15 protein-coding genes are annotated in these 13,473 nt (G+C 34.8%); 8 read left to right on the top strand and 7 right to left on the bottom strand.

Features of this window, described 5'->3' with window-relative positions:
* Window positions 1-139: 139 nt before the first annotated feature.
* Together BrL25_RS25675 and BrL25_RS12980 are read right to left on the bottom strand one after the other, a co-directional pair.
* Window positions 140-268, bottom strand: coding sequence for a hypothetical protein (locus tag BrL25_RS25675; RefSeq protein ID WP_018674123.1), 129 nt, complete (start codon window positions 266-268; stop codon window positions 140-142).
* 518 nt (window positions 269-786) lie between these two features.
* Complete coding sequence (locus tag BrL25_RS12980; RefSeq protein WP_018674121.1) at window positions 787-1,101, bottom strand: YolD-like family protein; 315 nt, start codon at window positions 1,099-1,101, stop codon at window positions 787-789.
* Between the two features lie 230 nt (window positions 1,102-1,331).
* Between BrL25_RS12980 and BrL25_RS12975 the strand changes: the two genes are divergently transcribed.
* Window positions 1,332-2,126, top strand: a complete 795-nt coding sequence (locus BrL25_RS12975; protein WP_018674120.1) for a hypothetical protein — start codon at window positions 1,332-1,334, stop codon at window positions 2,124-2,126.
* A gap of 384 nt (window positions 2,127-2,510) precedes the next feature.
* Here BrL25_RS12975 and BrL25_RS12970 read toward each other — a convergent pair whose 3' ends face one another.
* The gene (locus BrL25_RS12970) at window positions 2,511-2,858 is read right to left on the bottom strand and encodes a hypothetical protein (RefSeq protein WP_018674119.1); all 348 of its coding nucleotides are present in this window, start codon (window positions 2,856-2,858) and stop codon (window positions 2,511-2,513) included.
* A gap of 55 nt (window positions 2,859-2,913) precedes the next feature.
* On the opposite strand from BrL25_RS12970, the gene BrL25_RS25670 reads away from it, so the two are divergent.
* From BrL25_RS25670 to BrL25_RS12960, 4 genes are all read left to right on the top strand, one after another.
* On the top strand, window positions 2,914-3,192 hold the full coding sequence (locus BrL25_RS25670) for a hypothetical protein (RefSeq protein WP_018674118.1): 279 nt from the start codon (window positions 2,914-2,916) through the stop codon (window positions 3,190-3,192).
* A complete protein-coding gene (locus BrL25_RS26535) occupies window positions 3,189-3,347 on the top strand; it encodes a tyrosine-type recombinase/integrase (RefSeq protein ID WP_018674117.1) in 159 nt (52 codons plus the stop codon). Before BrL25_RS25670 ends, BrL25_RS26535 begins: the two co-directional genes overlap by 4 nt.
* Before the next feature lie 96 nt (window positions 3,348-3,443).
* Window positions 3,444-3,764, top strand: coding sequence for a tyrosine-type recombinase/integrase (locus BrL25_RS25660; RefSeq protein ID WP_236847658.1), 321 nt, complete (start codon window positions 3,444-3,446; stop codon window positions 3,762-3,764).
* 453 nt (window positions 3,765-4,217) lie between these two features.
* Window positions 4,218-5,747, top strand: coding sequence for a thiol-activated cytolysin family protein (locus BrL25_RS12960; RefSeq protein WP_018674116.1), 1,530 nt, complete (start codon window positions 4,218-4,220; stop codon window positions 5,745-5,747).
* Window positions 5,748-6,212: 465 nt separating this feature from the next.
* Here BrL25_RS12960 and BrL25_RS12955 read toward each other — a convergent pair whose 3' ends face one another.
* The 4 genes from BrL25_RS12955 to BrL25_RS12940 all read right to left on the bottom strand — a co-directional run bounded on the left by BrL25_RS12955 (window position 6,213) and on the right by BrL25_RS12940 (window position 11,247).
* A complete protein-coding gene (locus tag BrL25_RS12955) occupies window positions 6,213-7,466 on the bottom strand; it encodes a TOPRIM nucleotidyl transferase/hydrolase domain-containing protein (RefSeq protein ID WP_018674114.1) in 1,254 nt (417 codons plus the stop codon).
* Window positions 7,463-8,818 carry a hypothetical protein gene (locus BrL25_RS12950; RefSeq protein WP_018674113.1) on the bottom strand — a complete coding sequence of 452 codons (1,356 nt, stop codon included), beginning with the start codon at window positions 8,816-8,818 and terminating at the stop codon, window positions 7,463-7,465. Before BrL25_RS12950 ends, BrL25_RS12955 begins: the two co-directional genes overlap by 4 nt.
* Before the next feature lie 95 nt (window positions 8,819-8,913).
* Window positions 8,914-10,272: an SEC-C metal-binding domain-containing protein gene (locus tag BrL25_RS25655; RefSeq protein ID WP_018674112.1), complete on the bottom strand. Its 1,359-nt coding sequence runs from the start codon at window positions 10,270-10,272 to the stop codon at window positions 8,914-8,916.
* A 78-nt stretch (window positions 10,273-10,350) separates the two neighbouring features.
* Window positions 10,351-11,247: a hypothetical protein gene (locus BrL25_RS12940; RefSeq protein ID WP_099327251.1), complete on the bottom strand. Its 897-nt coding sequence runs from the start codon at window positions 11,245-11,247 to the stop codon at window positions 10,351-10,353.
* Window positions 11,248-11,638: 391 nt separating this feature from the next.
* Here BrL25_RS12940 and BrL25_RS12935 point away from each other — a divergent pair, with 391 nt between their 5' ends.
* The 3 genes from BrL25_RS12935 to BrL25_RS12925 all read left to right on the top strand — a co-directional run bounded on the left by BrL25_RS12935 (window position 11,639) and on the right by BrL25_RS12925 (window position 12,964).
* Window positions 11,639-11,905, top strand: a complete 267-nt coding sequence (locus BrL25_RS12935; protein ID WP_018674110.1) for a hypothetical protein — start codon at window positions 11,639-11,641, stop codon at window positions 11,903-11,905.
* Window positions 11,902-12,198, top strand: a complete 297-nt coding sequence (locus tag BrL25_RS12930; RefSeq protein ID WP_018674109.1) for a hypothetical protein — start codon at window positions 11,902-11,904, stop codon at window positions 12,196-12,198. Before BrL25_RS12935 ends, BrL25_RS12930 begins: the two co-directional genes overlap by 4 nt.
* 106 nt (window positions 12,199-12,304) lie before the next feature.
* On the top strand, window positions 12,305-12,964 hold the full coding sequence (locus tag BrL25_RS12925; protein WP_018674108.1) for a helix-turn-helix domain-containing protein: 660 nt from the start codon (window positions 12,305-12,307) through the stop codon (window positions 12,962-12,964).
* The last annotated feature ends 509 nt before the right edge of the window (window positions 12,965-13,473 follow it).

Here is a 13,473-nt window from a genome sequence, read left to right as displayed (position 1 = left end):
CATCAAAATAGAAAATATTATCAGAAATAGAAAATCATACAATTTTATTATAGATGAGGGCAAATATAGGATCAAGACTAACGTTAAACCCCAGCACATTGAATAATGGTGGCTGGGGATATTGGTAATCCATCAATTTCTACACTTTGTTCAAATGCTTAGACAAATACTTGATAATACCATCCTCTGCATCATGCGAATATTCACATACCATGGCACCGGCCAAGTTTTTTCCTTCACGTAGATGACTTTTGTCTGTATCCCTCATACGTTATAAACGTATCTCCACCATACAAGTAAGCTGCCTTCGCCTTGCGTCTGACAGACCACTTTAGAAGAATAATGAAACTGCCTACGGTTCCATGATACAAGGATACACCTACGACGCTTATGTTGCGGGTGGGTCAGAATGTGAGGGTGGTTGCTGACCGCCTCGATCATACCAATGTAGCTATGACCCTGAATGTCTACGCTCATTACATTATCGATATACAACAAGAAATTGTTGCTCATTTTGATTGAATTAATGAAGCTTTCGAACGCCAACAAGATAGCATGATTTCCATGTGATCAATCCGTGGTCAAAGTCAAAAATCAAGGGTTTGTGTGGTCATCACAACATTATATAGAGATGATAAAACCCCTTGTGTTCCAAGGGTTTTCGTCGTTTCTATGGAGCTTATTCACAAATCGGAAGTGTCACAATCTCAAAATGTCCCTTATGCGGTAAGCGTAGTTGAGGAAACGACTTTCTTAATTAAATTACACACCAACCTTCACTACATCCTAAACAGGTATCCACCAGAAATCCTCATCATTCTTCAACTTGATCTGTTTAAACGTTGAATTAAACTTATCTACCCATCCCCAAGCGGATTCTACCACGCCTCTGCCCTCTTTTGTCTCTTTCCACCAGCTAATTGTAAGAGCATAGTCATACTGACGTGAGTCAGATATCCGATAGCAAAACTCGGCTAACTCATCCTCTTCGATGACAGGTTTCTCAATCAGTTTCTTATCCTCGTGATGCTGACGTATCATCTCGGCGTGTTCGGGCAAGATGAATTTTGTTACAAGCGGATCAAGTAGTTTGCTAGCCATATAAACATCACCTTAAATATGAATGTGTGTTCTTGTTTTATTGGACGATGGGGAGATTATGCAACGAAAAAATAATGACAAAAATACATAAGCAATATTGTATTATGACAATTTTATGGAAAACTCTAGAAAAAAGTCGAAAAGTAGTCTATTGTTAAACTGTTAATTGGTATTTTTTGCTAATCAGACAGTTGATTGTAAGTATTTTCATATGAACTAGGAGGACTATTATGCTAAAAAAAATGACAAGTTTAATGATGGTTTTTGCGCTAATTTGTAGCATGTTCGGCATTCAAAGTATTCAGTCCGTAAGAGCTGAATCAAGTAACCTGCTTTATGATGAAAAAAATCCGATACTAGATATCGAAGGCAATGAAATCGGAGAAGAAATTGAAAAGGTTTATAGGGAAGTAACGAAAGATTCAGAAGAAACCTTAGTAAAATTGATAACCATAACAGAAAATAAATACTATAATGATGAAAACGAAAACACTACTGACCGAAAAGTTACCGAGATTAAGATAACTAATGATAAAAAGTTTTTTATTAACGGTGAACAATTGTCTCAAGACTTTTTAAATCAACCAGTTACAGCAAGTGAAGATAGGGTTTCCTTTGCAAAAGCCTTTAAAGGTGAGAGTGGCGGTCGTGCGGGGGTAATCACTTATAATGAGATTAATGACGACTATTATTATCTTAAGGCTTTTCCAAAGGTAAATGATTTTTTAGAAGAGCCTAGCGGTAAAGGATTAGTAAAATATAGCAATGGTAATGGTAATGTATCCAAATTCATTAGATATGCAGACAAAGTTGATAGTAAACATGCAGATATAATAGATGCACAAGTCACAATTGCATCAATGATAGGTGCGGCTTTGGTAACTTGGGAAACCGTCATTTTGCTACTTCCAGAAGCAGGGGTTGCAGGCTGGAATGCAGTCAAACTCTACAATGCCTCGAATGCAGGTAAAGAAGCTCTTAAAGATGCGTATGACCTACTAAAAAATAAAATTACACCATACTAAGGATTAACTATGATAGATATTATTATCTGCTTACTTATACTAGCCTCAAGTATATATGCTTTATATAAGGTGTGGGGAAATAAAAAAGCAAGAGGAATAGCAGTGATATTGTTGGCTATAACCCTTAACATGGTTTATAAAGCAATAAAAGCTTATCTTAGCCAATAAAAACTTTACTCTGAATTGCCTGATTAGAAAAAATCTCAAGGGTTTTGTTATTTCCCCCTTTCAAAAAAGGGGGATTTCTCTATTTTAAGGGTTATCAAAACTTGATATGATACGTGCTCCGAAACCCTTGAAAAGTCAACTTGATCAGGGGTTTTGTCATAAAAAACAATGAATTTACCTATGATTTCTTTTCCAGAACAACTAGTCTACACCTTCTCATTTTTGATTTGCTTCAAGAAATCTACGCTTCAAATCCTCGTTGATATCTTTCCACCAACTCCAGTCTTTTTGATTTCGTTGTTCTCTCATTTGCAAAATTCTTTGCTTTCTTTCTTCTGATGAGTTACTAAATTGAGGATCTTCGTTATTTCTCTTTTGCTCAATCCACTCTTTCCAATATTCCAGATCGTCATGACCTAAACAATACTCACAAATAAAGTAATATTCATCTTTACGAAGAAAATTGGCTAGAATTTCTCTAGGTAAATGGTCAATTTCTGAATCCAAAACGTTTTTACAGCAATGATCACATATGGATATATCACACGAAGGAACTTTAGACATTTTTATCTCTCCTATAAAATATTCATTTACATTTAAATATAAAAGGAGTGAAATGATGGAATTTTTATTCAGGAAATTTAAAATCTTATTCTTGGCTGTAGCTTTACTACTAACGACTATAATTACTCCGAGTTATGCAACAGAAAAGGAAGTAAAAGGAATTATCTCTACATACAACATAGAATTACATAATGAATCAAATGATTCAATAGAGATTATAGCAGAAATTAAAAGACCAAAAATCTCTTACAAGGAAATTCTGGTATATAACGAAGAAGAAATTCGGCAACTCTTCATTACTCTGGAGGATGAGCCTATCACTGGCGTACGATGATTACATTAGCTTTGACAACTGGATTAAGGAGAAGAGAATTAGTAGCGCTTGAATGGAAGCATATTGATTTAGAAACAGGAACTATTGAAGTGAAACAAAGCATTTCTAGTACAGTTAATGGATCTGCAATCATTACAGAACCTAAAAACGAATAAATCAAAAAGAAAAGTTAGTCTCCCTGATTCAGTCTGTCAACAATTGAAAGAATATAATTTACATTGTAGAAAAGAAAAATTACGTCTATGTGACTCTTGGAAAGGTGGAAATGTTTTTTTGTATTCTTTAATGCTGAAGGTAAGTCATTTTATCCAGAATCACCATATCTTTGGTTTCGAACTTTCTTAAAAAAGCACCATTTGCGATATATTCGATTCCATAATTTGCGTCTTACTTCTGCAACGATTCTAATTAATCAAGGAGTCCAAGCCAAGATAATTTCTGAAAGACTTGGTCACCCAAGTATTTCTACCACGATGAATGTCTACGGGCACGCCCTCCAATCAGCAGATGAAGAAGCTGCTAATAAATTTGAATCCATATTTCAACCCAAAGCATCTGGCACCACAAAATAAGACACCAGATCAATTATCCGGTGTCTTTTACTCTTTTGTGATATAGTTTTATGATTTAGGTCAACAGTTCGTCAACAATCCATTATTTCGATACCTGTTACACTCAAATCCAAATCACTGTTATATAGCAAAAATCACTGTTATATCAATGTTTTAAGATACCTGTTCCTTTTTTAGCAAGCAAAGCCACACTCTCCACATGACTAGAGTAATCAAAATCGACAATTAAGATACGCTTACTCGCTAGTTAATTCCTTCACTGATTAGCCCAGGAAGATACAACTAAAGCACTATTTTTAACATGCATTATTATGGTTCCTTTGACTTTTAATCTTCCTTCGGACACTTTCTTTATAGAATTTATAATAATATATTACTAACTAGTTGAGTCTCCGGAACTATACTAAATACCAAAAATAGACGGTATGATTTACCAAAAGGAGTTGATGTTTCTTGAGAATTCTAAACCGTTTAAAAGCAACAAAATTACTCATTTGTTTAAGCACAAGTTTATGCATTATTAATTATCCTTTTATTTCCTTTGCTGAAAAATCTAATATTAATGTAGACAGTGAAACAAGCAAGCCTATTGACATTGATACTGGAATAGCTAACTTAAACTATAACGTTCACGATATTTTAGCAGTAGATGGTGATCAAATAGATAGTTATGTTCCAACAGAAGGTGTTAAATCAAATGGTAAATTTATAGTGGTTAAACGAGAGAAAAAATCACTTACAACTTCACCAGTGGATATTTCTATTATTGATTCTGTGGCGAGTCGTACCTATCCAGGCGCAATACAACTTGCAAACGACTCTTTTGTGGCAAATCAACCTACTTTATTAATGGCCAAGAGAAAACCATTGAATATTAGTATAGATTTACCTGGGATGAAAAGAGAAAATTCAATAACTGTTGAAAACCCAACATATGGTAATGTATCTGGAGCAATTGATGAATTAGTATCTACTTGGAGTGAAAAGTATTCAACATCAAATACTTTACCTGCAAGACTACAGTATGCAGAATCCATGGTTTATAGCAAAAATCAAATAGCAAGTGCTCTTAATGTTAACTCTAAAATTCTTAACAATTCACTGGGAATTGACTTTAATGCTATTGCTAGCGGAGAAAAGAAAGTGATGGTTGCTGCGTATAAGCAAATATTTTATACGGTAAATGCAGAGCTACCAGACAATCCATCAGATCTCTTTGATGATAGTGTTACTTTTAAGGATCTGACCCGTAAAGGGGTAAGTGATGAAGCTCCACCTGTTATGGTGTCAAATGTAGCTTATGGCAGAACCATTTATGTGAAATTAGAAACAACCTCTAAGAGCAAAGATGTACAAGCTGCATTTAAAGCCTTACTCAAGAATACCAATGTAGAAGCTAGCGGACAGTACAAAGACATTTTTGAAGATAGCTCCTTTACTGCTGTAGTATTAGGAGGAGATTCAAAAGAGCATAACAAAGTTGTTACAAAAGACTTTGATGAAATACGAAATATTATTAAAGATAATGCAGAATTTAGTCTAAAAAATCCAGCATACCCTATTTCATATACTAGTGTTTTCTTAAAAGATAATTCAATCGCTGCTATTCATAATAATACAGACTATATTGAGACTACCTCTACAGAATATTCTAAAGGTAAAATCATTCTTGATCATCATGGTGCATACGTTGCTCAATTTGAAGTATCCTGGGATGAATTTTCATATGATGAAGATGGAAATGAGGTACTTACCCACAAAACTTGGGATGGAAACTCCAAAAACAGAACAGCTCATTTCTCTACCGTAATACCACTTCCACCTAATTCTAAAAATATAAGAATTTTGGCCAAAGAATGCACAGGTCTAGCATGGGAATGGTGGAGAACGATTCTTAATGAATACAATGTTCCATTAACTAATGAAATAAAAGTTTCAATTGGAGGAACTACATTACATCCATCAGCTAGTATTAGCCACTAGAAAAGAGAAGTACCCATTGGAAAAACAGTACATCTCCTTCTTTCAGAGGCTAGCTAAACATAAAAAAGGATTACATGATTTTGGATGTAAACCTAAAGCATACCAAGGTAATGAATCAGATTAGCGTAATGTAAATCGGTCACACTCTCCTTACGTTTAATCATTTATCAGATTGAAGGATTGAAAACGGCTAAAATTCTTGCTACACAAGGACTTTAGCCGTTTTCTTTATTCTTATTTTCTCTCCAACCAGCAAACCTACTCCACATGTGTCGAGTGTCCAGTAGAAACAAGCTTACGATGTGCCCCCACTTACTATTTGATAATTTGTTCAGATTACATTCAATACAACTAGATGATTTAGTATAATACTTCAACGTCGTTACTAGAAGCTTATTTATTATTATTTTATCCGCCTCAACTATGGCATGGAGATTGAGATACTTATTTAAGTTCCAAAAGCATTTAAAGGAACTCGAAATGAGTATCCCCTTCCATGCCAAATACGTGATTTCTTAATCGTTGTTTGTTGCTTTCATCACTAAAGAAAATAAAAGCGGCTAGAGATTTATTCCATCCTTTATTAGAATTTCGAACTGAACTTGACATACCCAAGTTTTTCCCAATTTCAACGAGATCAATATTATAAAAACCTTCTAAATCAGGCGTGTGTAAAACAAGTCTTATATCACCCATTGTTGCAAATTTTCTCAGTAGATGAGTTATAGCAACAGGATGTTTTAAATTTGTATTCTCATCCTGCTCAGGAATATCATCATCGATTATTACAACTACTTCTTTTTTTAATTTTAGAAACAAATAAACAAAGAAAGGTATGAAGGCCTTGCCGTTTGGATTAAAAATTTCAATCGAGCTCTCAAATTCATTTTTCATTGAAGATAAAGCTATGATATCCGAAATCCCCTCGACAATGATTACCTTCTTATAAAATAAACATCTGTAAAACTCCTCACTCTTTAAAGATTGTTCTACAAAATTATCAAAAGCTAGAGGATAGTTTAATAAATCTAATTTGTATTTAATTGAGGCATCAGTTTGTATTCTATTAGCTTCACGAATTTCTTCTATTTCGGAAGATGCCAACCCGTATAATTCTTTCATCTCATCATTTGAAACTAGGAATTGTGTATGAGAATTAAAGAAAATTATATCCTCTAAACTGACCATTAATATGTTAAGTAGTCGGGAATTATGTGTTGCCACTCTCACTATAAAACTACTATCGACTAATAAACGGAAAAACTCCGCAATTACTTTTAAAAACTCTTCATCCAAAAAATTTTCTGGCTCATCAAAATATACTGCTTTAATATGATTCAAATTATAATTCGTGAATATTGCCATCATATTGAATAATTTTTCTTGCCCTTTAGACTTCTTTTTGAAGAGATTTAGTTTTCTTTTAATGTCATTACAATACAAAACTACTTTCTGTACTCTATCGGATATGCTTTCCTCCTCAGTTGCTCTACCTGATTGACCACGAGAGGCCTCATCCGTATAGCTGTAAGACATTTTTTCGATATTTACAGATACTTGATTCATATGTCTAGGTATTATAGGCATTCCATCTTCCGTAACCAAAATTGCATGTTGTTCATGCACTTTTAATGCTTTATTTAAAGCATAAGTTTTCCCAGAACCATTCATACCGATTAAAAACCTTAAGGACTTCGTATTATCGTTAATATAAGTCATTTTCTATACTCCATTTGGATAGCATAACAATATTTTAGATATAGAAGTTTCAATTCAGCAGAGGCCGAGAGTGCACCGTCACGAATATTTATTAATTTTCTAACTTCTTCTGAATTTATATTAAATCTCTCCAGCCTAATGTTTGTAAGACTTTCAATTTTTATTATGAACTCTCTCAAATCTGCCGCATTTTTCGGCTCGATAAATGATAAACCTAGATCAATTGCCCTATTAAATGCTCTTTCTCTTACCAGATTAGCAAGCATATAATCTGGAGTTAATTTTTGATCCCAATTCCAATCTACTTCAAGCTGCATTGCCGACATCGCTGGACTAATGATGCTCTTTGTATTTTGGGGTACAAAGTTATATTTATCTACTTTATCTTTAATTGAGGCAGGCAATTTATTATATTCAGCCTCCCAAAAAACGACTTTATCTTTCAGGACGTCAATTAAGTAACTATTTTCTAAATTATTTTTATCGATCATTTGAAGATCATAAAAATAGTAAAACTCTTCAAGCACGTTCAATACCTCTGGCTTAAAGCAAATGAATCCTTCTATTGTATCGCCATTATAGTGCCCTGGATTATGTTTACGGGGCTTAAGCTCACCTAAGTCAATTACATGAATATTTCTACTATTCCCTTTCCCTTCTTCATTAGATAACGATATTTTGATGCTTCCGAGAATATAGATTTTATTATCTGCCTTATCCACTTTAAGAATTGCATCAGTCAATTTATACGGTTCAGATTTTAGGTCAATGAAATGATTGTTATGAGTCCGATATTCAAACTCTGCTACCAACTCGAACTTGGGATAAATATTGCTCTCAGGATCATTTATATAGCTATTAAATACTTTCTTTAGTACAAGCAATTTGATGTCATTTGTCGATTTTAATACAGGTAAGCCCTGCAAATTTGAATATTCGTCATTAAAAAAGGCATTTACATAATCCGAATTAGTGTACTCATACTCATTAATCTGATCTGAGCTTAATAATGGATTAAGCTGATATAAATTCCTTGACTTATATTTTCTATAAGTAATAATGTTGTGGATGAATGCTGCCTCATTAACTTCATCCCTAATAGTAGTAGGTTCATTAAGTCCAAAAGCCATATTATCTTTCAGCCATGTCTCATTTATTTCAATAGTTTGGTGTTTTAATACTAGTTTCAAGTACAAATCTTCCCCGTATTCAACGGTAAAATTACCTTCTTCAATTATTGCTGGTATATAATCATCATCCTCAAAACTCTCAAAAATTGACTTAATTTCACTTATTAAGTCTGGTAGAGTATCAATTTGTTTTAGATGTTCTAAATATTTTTTTGGCTTCAAAAAAATCACCATCCTGATTTTATTCTCATGATTTATATAAGTGTCAATGGTAACTCAAGGAAAGTTACACTCGCGATTCTCATTAAATATTATCTTCAGTTGCTACAACACCTCTTATATTTCTTCCCACTGCCACATGGACATAAATCGTTTCGACCGATTTTATTAGCCCCAGTTTGTTTTTTAAACGATGCAATTCTTGATTCCGCATATTCGACTGACTTTTTTTCAATCTCCTCTTTTCTTGCATCTGGTATGTCATCTTTTGTTAGATAAGAAAAGTCAACATCAATCAATACACCATCGGTTGAATAAGTCAGATAAAGACCTAACCTTTCACTATCGTTTGTTCTAAGTAATGTAGCCAGTATATAGTCATTGACATACTCATTTGAAAAAGAAGTTATGCCTTCTTGATTACAAGCAATGGTTATCTTCGCTTCTCCAAATAAGCTCAGCGGCATTAATCTTCTAGTTTCACTTTGCCTTTTTAAAACAGTTTTAATTTGTGTATCTATTTGATCTCTAGTTTCTCCATCTAAATCAAGGAGAGAACTTACAACTTTACATCTTCCCTTTTTTGCTTGATTATCCAGCATCTTAATTATATCTTCTATCATGACTGGGATATTTTGTTTGGGTTTATCAGGTGTTTCTTCATCAAAAATTAATTTCACAAAGTAGTTATCCAATTCTTCACGATACCCATGCCATAAAACTCGACGTCCACCGCTTTCTTGTGCTCTAGTAACATAGTGATTATGCTTAATATACATACCCAAATGATCTAGTTCATCAAATAATTCGATTTCTTCTGATTGAGCAGCTTCATATCTTTGTTCAATAAAGTGTGTAAACTTACTTGGAGAGTCAAAGTAGTCTAAATAAACCCTTAAGTCGTCAACTGAGATACTCCATACTGGCGTTAGGTTGAGTTCAACCCCAAGTGGAGTAAGTTTTGATGCTCTAGCGGCAAAAGAATTAAAATTATCGATTGTAATACCACATATGGTAACTTGTCTAAAATCCGAACTCCTTAGATTCCGTATTGGATTATGCTGTTCATCATAAATTGTAACAGTGTCTGCACTAAATAAATAATCAATAAAACGTTTAGCTTGATCCCTCGGGCTTTTAATAAGAGTCTTTATAGACTGAATGTAAGCAGGGAAATCGGTACTAGGTGGTGTATACGTAAAAGACCCCGCTTTAACTTCAATGACTATAAGATGGTCGTCAAAAATGATAATTCCATCGTTTTCGCACCATTCCTTCTTTCCTGACTTACCTGTACTGCTAGGATAATAAATGGATTGGAAGACTTCAGCCCCACTTAACAGATTACAAAATAATCTGAAGGGGAGTTCTTCAGAAACTTCCTTCTGCTTTGTGTTCCATTCTTGCTTATATTCTGGCTTTAGACGGAGTATTAATCTTTGAATAACTCTGTACAAATTATCAAATAAACTATACAGATCAAAGCAGTAGTAATTATTATCAATACAAATAAATGGCCTAACCTCAATAGGTAATCATCTTAGAGGCCACCCAGCATACTCTCCAGCTGCGAAAAAGTCTTTCTCTTCTCCAGGCTCCCACGCTAATTCCCTTAACAAGGAATCAGGTAATCCTGTTATTTTTCTAACATCAAACAGATCAAAACCAAATAACCTATTGGTTACAGATTCCTTTAATTCTCCTAAGCCTTTTTCATTTACTACTGCGTCCATTGCTTCTCTTGGATCTCTAAATGTCAGTTCTGTCGCTAATTTTCGCTCGACTGCTTCTAAAGTCTGTTCTCTTAACTCCTCCATATCTAACATGAGTTGATTAAATCCTTGCATTAAAGAAAATTGTAACTTTCTTATTCCACTCAAAAATTCCTCAATCCCAATATTGAACAATTCAGTAAATATATCACCATGTGGCGATAATAAATCACGTAAATGCTTGATTTCATGAACAGCATACCTATCGCCTCTAACTGTAGTTCTTAATTCCTGAGCTTGGACATACAGCATATCGTACTCAGGATCATAATTAGGATCATTTTCTTTTAAATATGCACTGTGAGTCATGTGAAAATAATGAAAACTACTGTAAAGCTCGGATACCTTTGTCGATAACTCACTTATTACTTGGGCGTCTAGCTCCTCTCTTCTTTCAAGAGGGGGAGTTGAAACTATTATGCTTTGTACATAATCAACCATTCTTACGGCAACTGTATCATTAAAGTCATGCTGAAATTCAGAAGATTTATCAAGCATTGAAACCAACATCCCATAATACCCCTGAACCAATAATTGAAGAGGATCACATCTTACAACTAAACTACGAATGCTTTTTACCAGTTCATCAATCTTTTTGTAGGTGTCTGGAAAATCACCTGCAAGCTTAGCCATAAATCGTTCATGATCTTCCTCACTCATGTTGTTCCTCATAACAACTGTATTTCCGAATTGGGCCATTTCGAATGGACCAAATGAAGTATATTGATCAGGCTTTTGACTGCGCCTCTTCTTAGACGATTTCCCCACAATCTATCACTCTTCCTTTTCCGTTTTCCAATTACTTCTATTATACAAAAATAGTAAGTTCATAACTACATTTGATGCGTTACGGTGCGAACAATTCATTCTTACAAAAGCGCACCACACACCAGAAATAGAAGTAAATTGATATAGCGAAGCCAAGCTTTTTTCTCTCAAATATGACAATTTCAAGATTTTATCCCTAGAAAGAATATATTCCTATGTTATCTCCTATATCTGACTGCCTAATCTATATATAGACACTACAAAGAATAGGAGCTGAATTGAAATGATTCATCCCGTCAAAGAGTTCATTGCAAAAACTCGCTTTACTCACAATACATTTGCAGTATTACACGGTATATCATTCCAAAGACTTAAAGATTGTCTGTACGGCTATACTTCCTCAATCCCACAAAAAATCATGTGTGTCATGGTTCAAAATGGCTACAATGAAAAAGACAATCAGGCTCAGTATCTTAGATGGCGTAGATGGAAAGCCGAACAAGAGCTTCATACCCCCGCTGCCGTGACAGAAGGGAGAACGAATCCATGAAAAGGTTGCCGTTAGATACTGTTCTATCCCTGATGCGGCGCGAGAACGTGCTCGGTCATGGATTTGATCTTGACGAACTTGCCCAAATATTCGTCAAACACATCAAAGACACGTTATCACAGGATCAGGTAGAGATCAGCCTTGCTCATTACCTCGCCAAATCCAAACACAATGACGTCGTCCATCGAAATGAAGTATTAGCGAAGGTTGCTCGGTTCCTTAATCAGTACGGTTGGCAGTTATCTGATTATCATGCTGACTACTACAAAAAATATTTGAAGTTGTTTCGATAAACCTATTCCCCCGCCATTGTGCGGGGGTTATTTTTTGATAATCTTAACTGTCAGATTTGCAAGTCGTATAGAGAAAGTAAGACAGCTAACTAAGGAGGAAGAGAAAATGAAGATGCCAGATTACTTGATGATACTTGCAGAAGGAGCTGATTTCGAGATTTGCAGCAATAGGGGATATGTAATAACCCCAAACTGTGTCAGAAGGTGTATAAGGGTACCCCAAGAGGAGAAATTAGTTCTTTTCGAGATTTACAGTCATTTTAACGAGGAAAAAGGCTATGCTTTTCCAACACAACAAACATTAGCACTATATTTAGGAATTTCTGCGTCAACGGTCAGTAAACACCTGAAAAGCTTAGAGCAAAAAGGATTTATCAAAAGCAGAGGAGGGAAAGGAAAGTCCAAAATCTATTTCCCATCCTTTGATTTGAAGAATAACGTATATCTTATTCTTAGTGAGTGGTTTTTCTTTGCTATTAGAGTGATTAGAAAAAAACTCCATGATTCAATGGGCGCTGAGTGGGCAAATCAGTTGCTACAATTCGTTAATGTAAAAACCTCTAACGAGAATGACCTCTACGGCAAATTTCTAATTAAACTGCAACAGGAAATGGGCTTTGCCCGTGAGGAGGATGCCATTTTAGAATTCTTGAACTACATGAAAAATTATGTTGAACAGATAACCACGCAATTTTTGGCGATAAACTGGGAAGAGGAAATAAAAGTGGCAATAGAAAAAAAAGAAAGAATCGAAAAAAGGACGTAACTACAGAAGAAAAAATAAAGTGAACAACAGTAGGCCAACTTTGCCAGATGACGATGATGATCTTCCCTTTTAGATACCATTGAATTTGTAAAAGTTTGCAGCATAATTTTGAAAGGGTAATGTGCATAATTGCACGTTGGCTTGCATTCATGCATACTACCCTTTGATTTTCGCATACATACTAATATCAGTTATCAATATCAGTAAAGACTATGAATCAATACTATTTAGACTACCGCTTCCGAGGAGGAATAAAAAATCGAGGAAGAAGCTAAGAAAGAAGTAAACTGAAAAGACTCTATTCACTAGTACCAAAAAAGAACCCCCTCCCCTCCGCCACGCACCAAACTTGCTCAGAAAATTTCCCGTAGGAATCATGCCGCCCCAGCGCCCGAGAGGGCGGTCCTTTCTTTGCCTAGGCACTGGGGCGGGTATGAAGTTTGTACGCAGATTCATTTTGAAAATATATTCAAACCGTCTGTAGCCCCTTTACACTCAATATTCCATGT

It is taken from the genome of Brevibacillus laterosporus DSM 25, from assembly GCF_002706795.1.
Classification (GTDB): Bacteria; Bacillota; Bacilli; order Brevibacillales; family Brevibacillaceae; genus Brevibacillus_B; species Brevibacillus_B laterosporus.
Note: the sequence above shows the minus strand (reverse complement) of the source record. Positions and strands in the feature narration are given on the sequence as shown.

Excerpts from the sequence above, each read along its gene's own strand:
- BrL25_RS12970 (WP_018674119.1), bottom strand. The coding sequence starts at position 2,858 with ATGTCTAAAGTTCCTTCGTGTGATATATCCATATGTGATCATTGCTGT.
- BrL25_RS12975 (WP_018674120.1), top strand. The coding sequence starts at position 1,332 with ATGCTAAAAAAAATGACAAGTTTAATGATGGTTTTTGCGCTAATTTGT.
- BrL25_RS12955 (WP_018674114.1), bottom strand. The coding sequence starts at position 7,466 with ATGACTTATATTAACGATAATACGAAGTCCTTAAGGTTTTTAATCGGT.
- BrL25_RS26535 (WP_018674117.1), top strand. The coding sequence starts at position 3,189 with ATGATTACATTAGCTTTGACAACTGGATTAAGGAGAAGAGAATTAGTA.
- BrL25_RS25670 (WP_018674118.1), top strand. The coding sequence starts at position 2,914 with ATGGAATTTTTATTCAGGAAATTTAAAATCTTATTCTTGGCTGTAGCT.
- BrL25_RS12980 (WP_018674121.1), bottom strand. The coding sequence starts at position 1,101 with ATGGCTAGCAAACTACTTGATCCGCTTGTAACAAAATTCATCTTGCCC.
- BrL25_RS12935 (WP_018674110.1), top strand. The coding sequence starts at position 11,639 with ATGATTCATCCCGTCAAAGAGTTCATTGCAAAAACTCGCTTTACTCAC.
- BrL25_RS25675 (WP_018674123.1), bottom strand. The coding sequence starts at position 268 with ATGAGGGATACAGACAAAAGTCATCTACGTGAAGGAAAAAACTTGGCC.
- BrL25_RS12925 (WP_018674108.1), top strand. The coding sequence starts at position 12,305 with ATGAAGATGCCAGATTACTTGATGATACTTGCAGAAGGAGCTGATTTC.
- BrL25_RS12940 (WP_099327251.1), bottom strand. The coding sequence starts at position 11,247 with ATGAGTGAGGAAGATCATGAACGATTTATGGCTAAGCTTGCAGGTGAT.
- BrL25_RS12930 (WP_018674109.1), top strand. The coding sequence starts at position 11,902 with ATGAAAAGGTTGCCGTTAGATACTGTTCTATCCCTGATGCGGCGCGAG.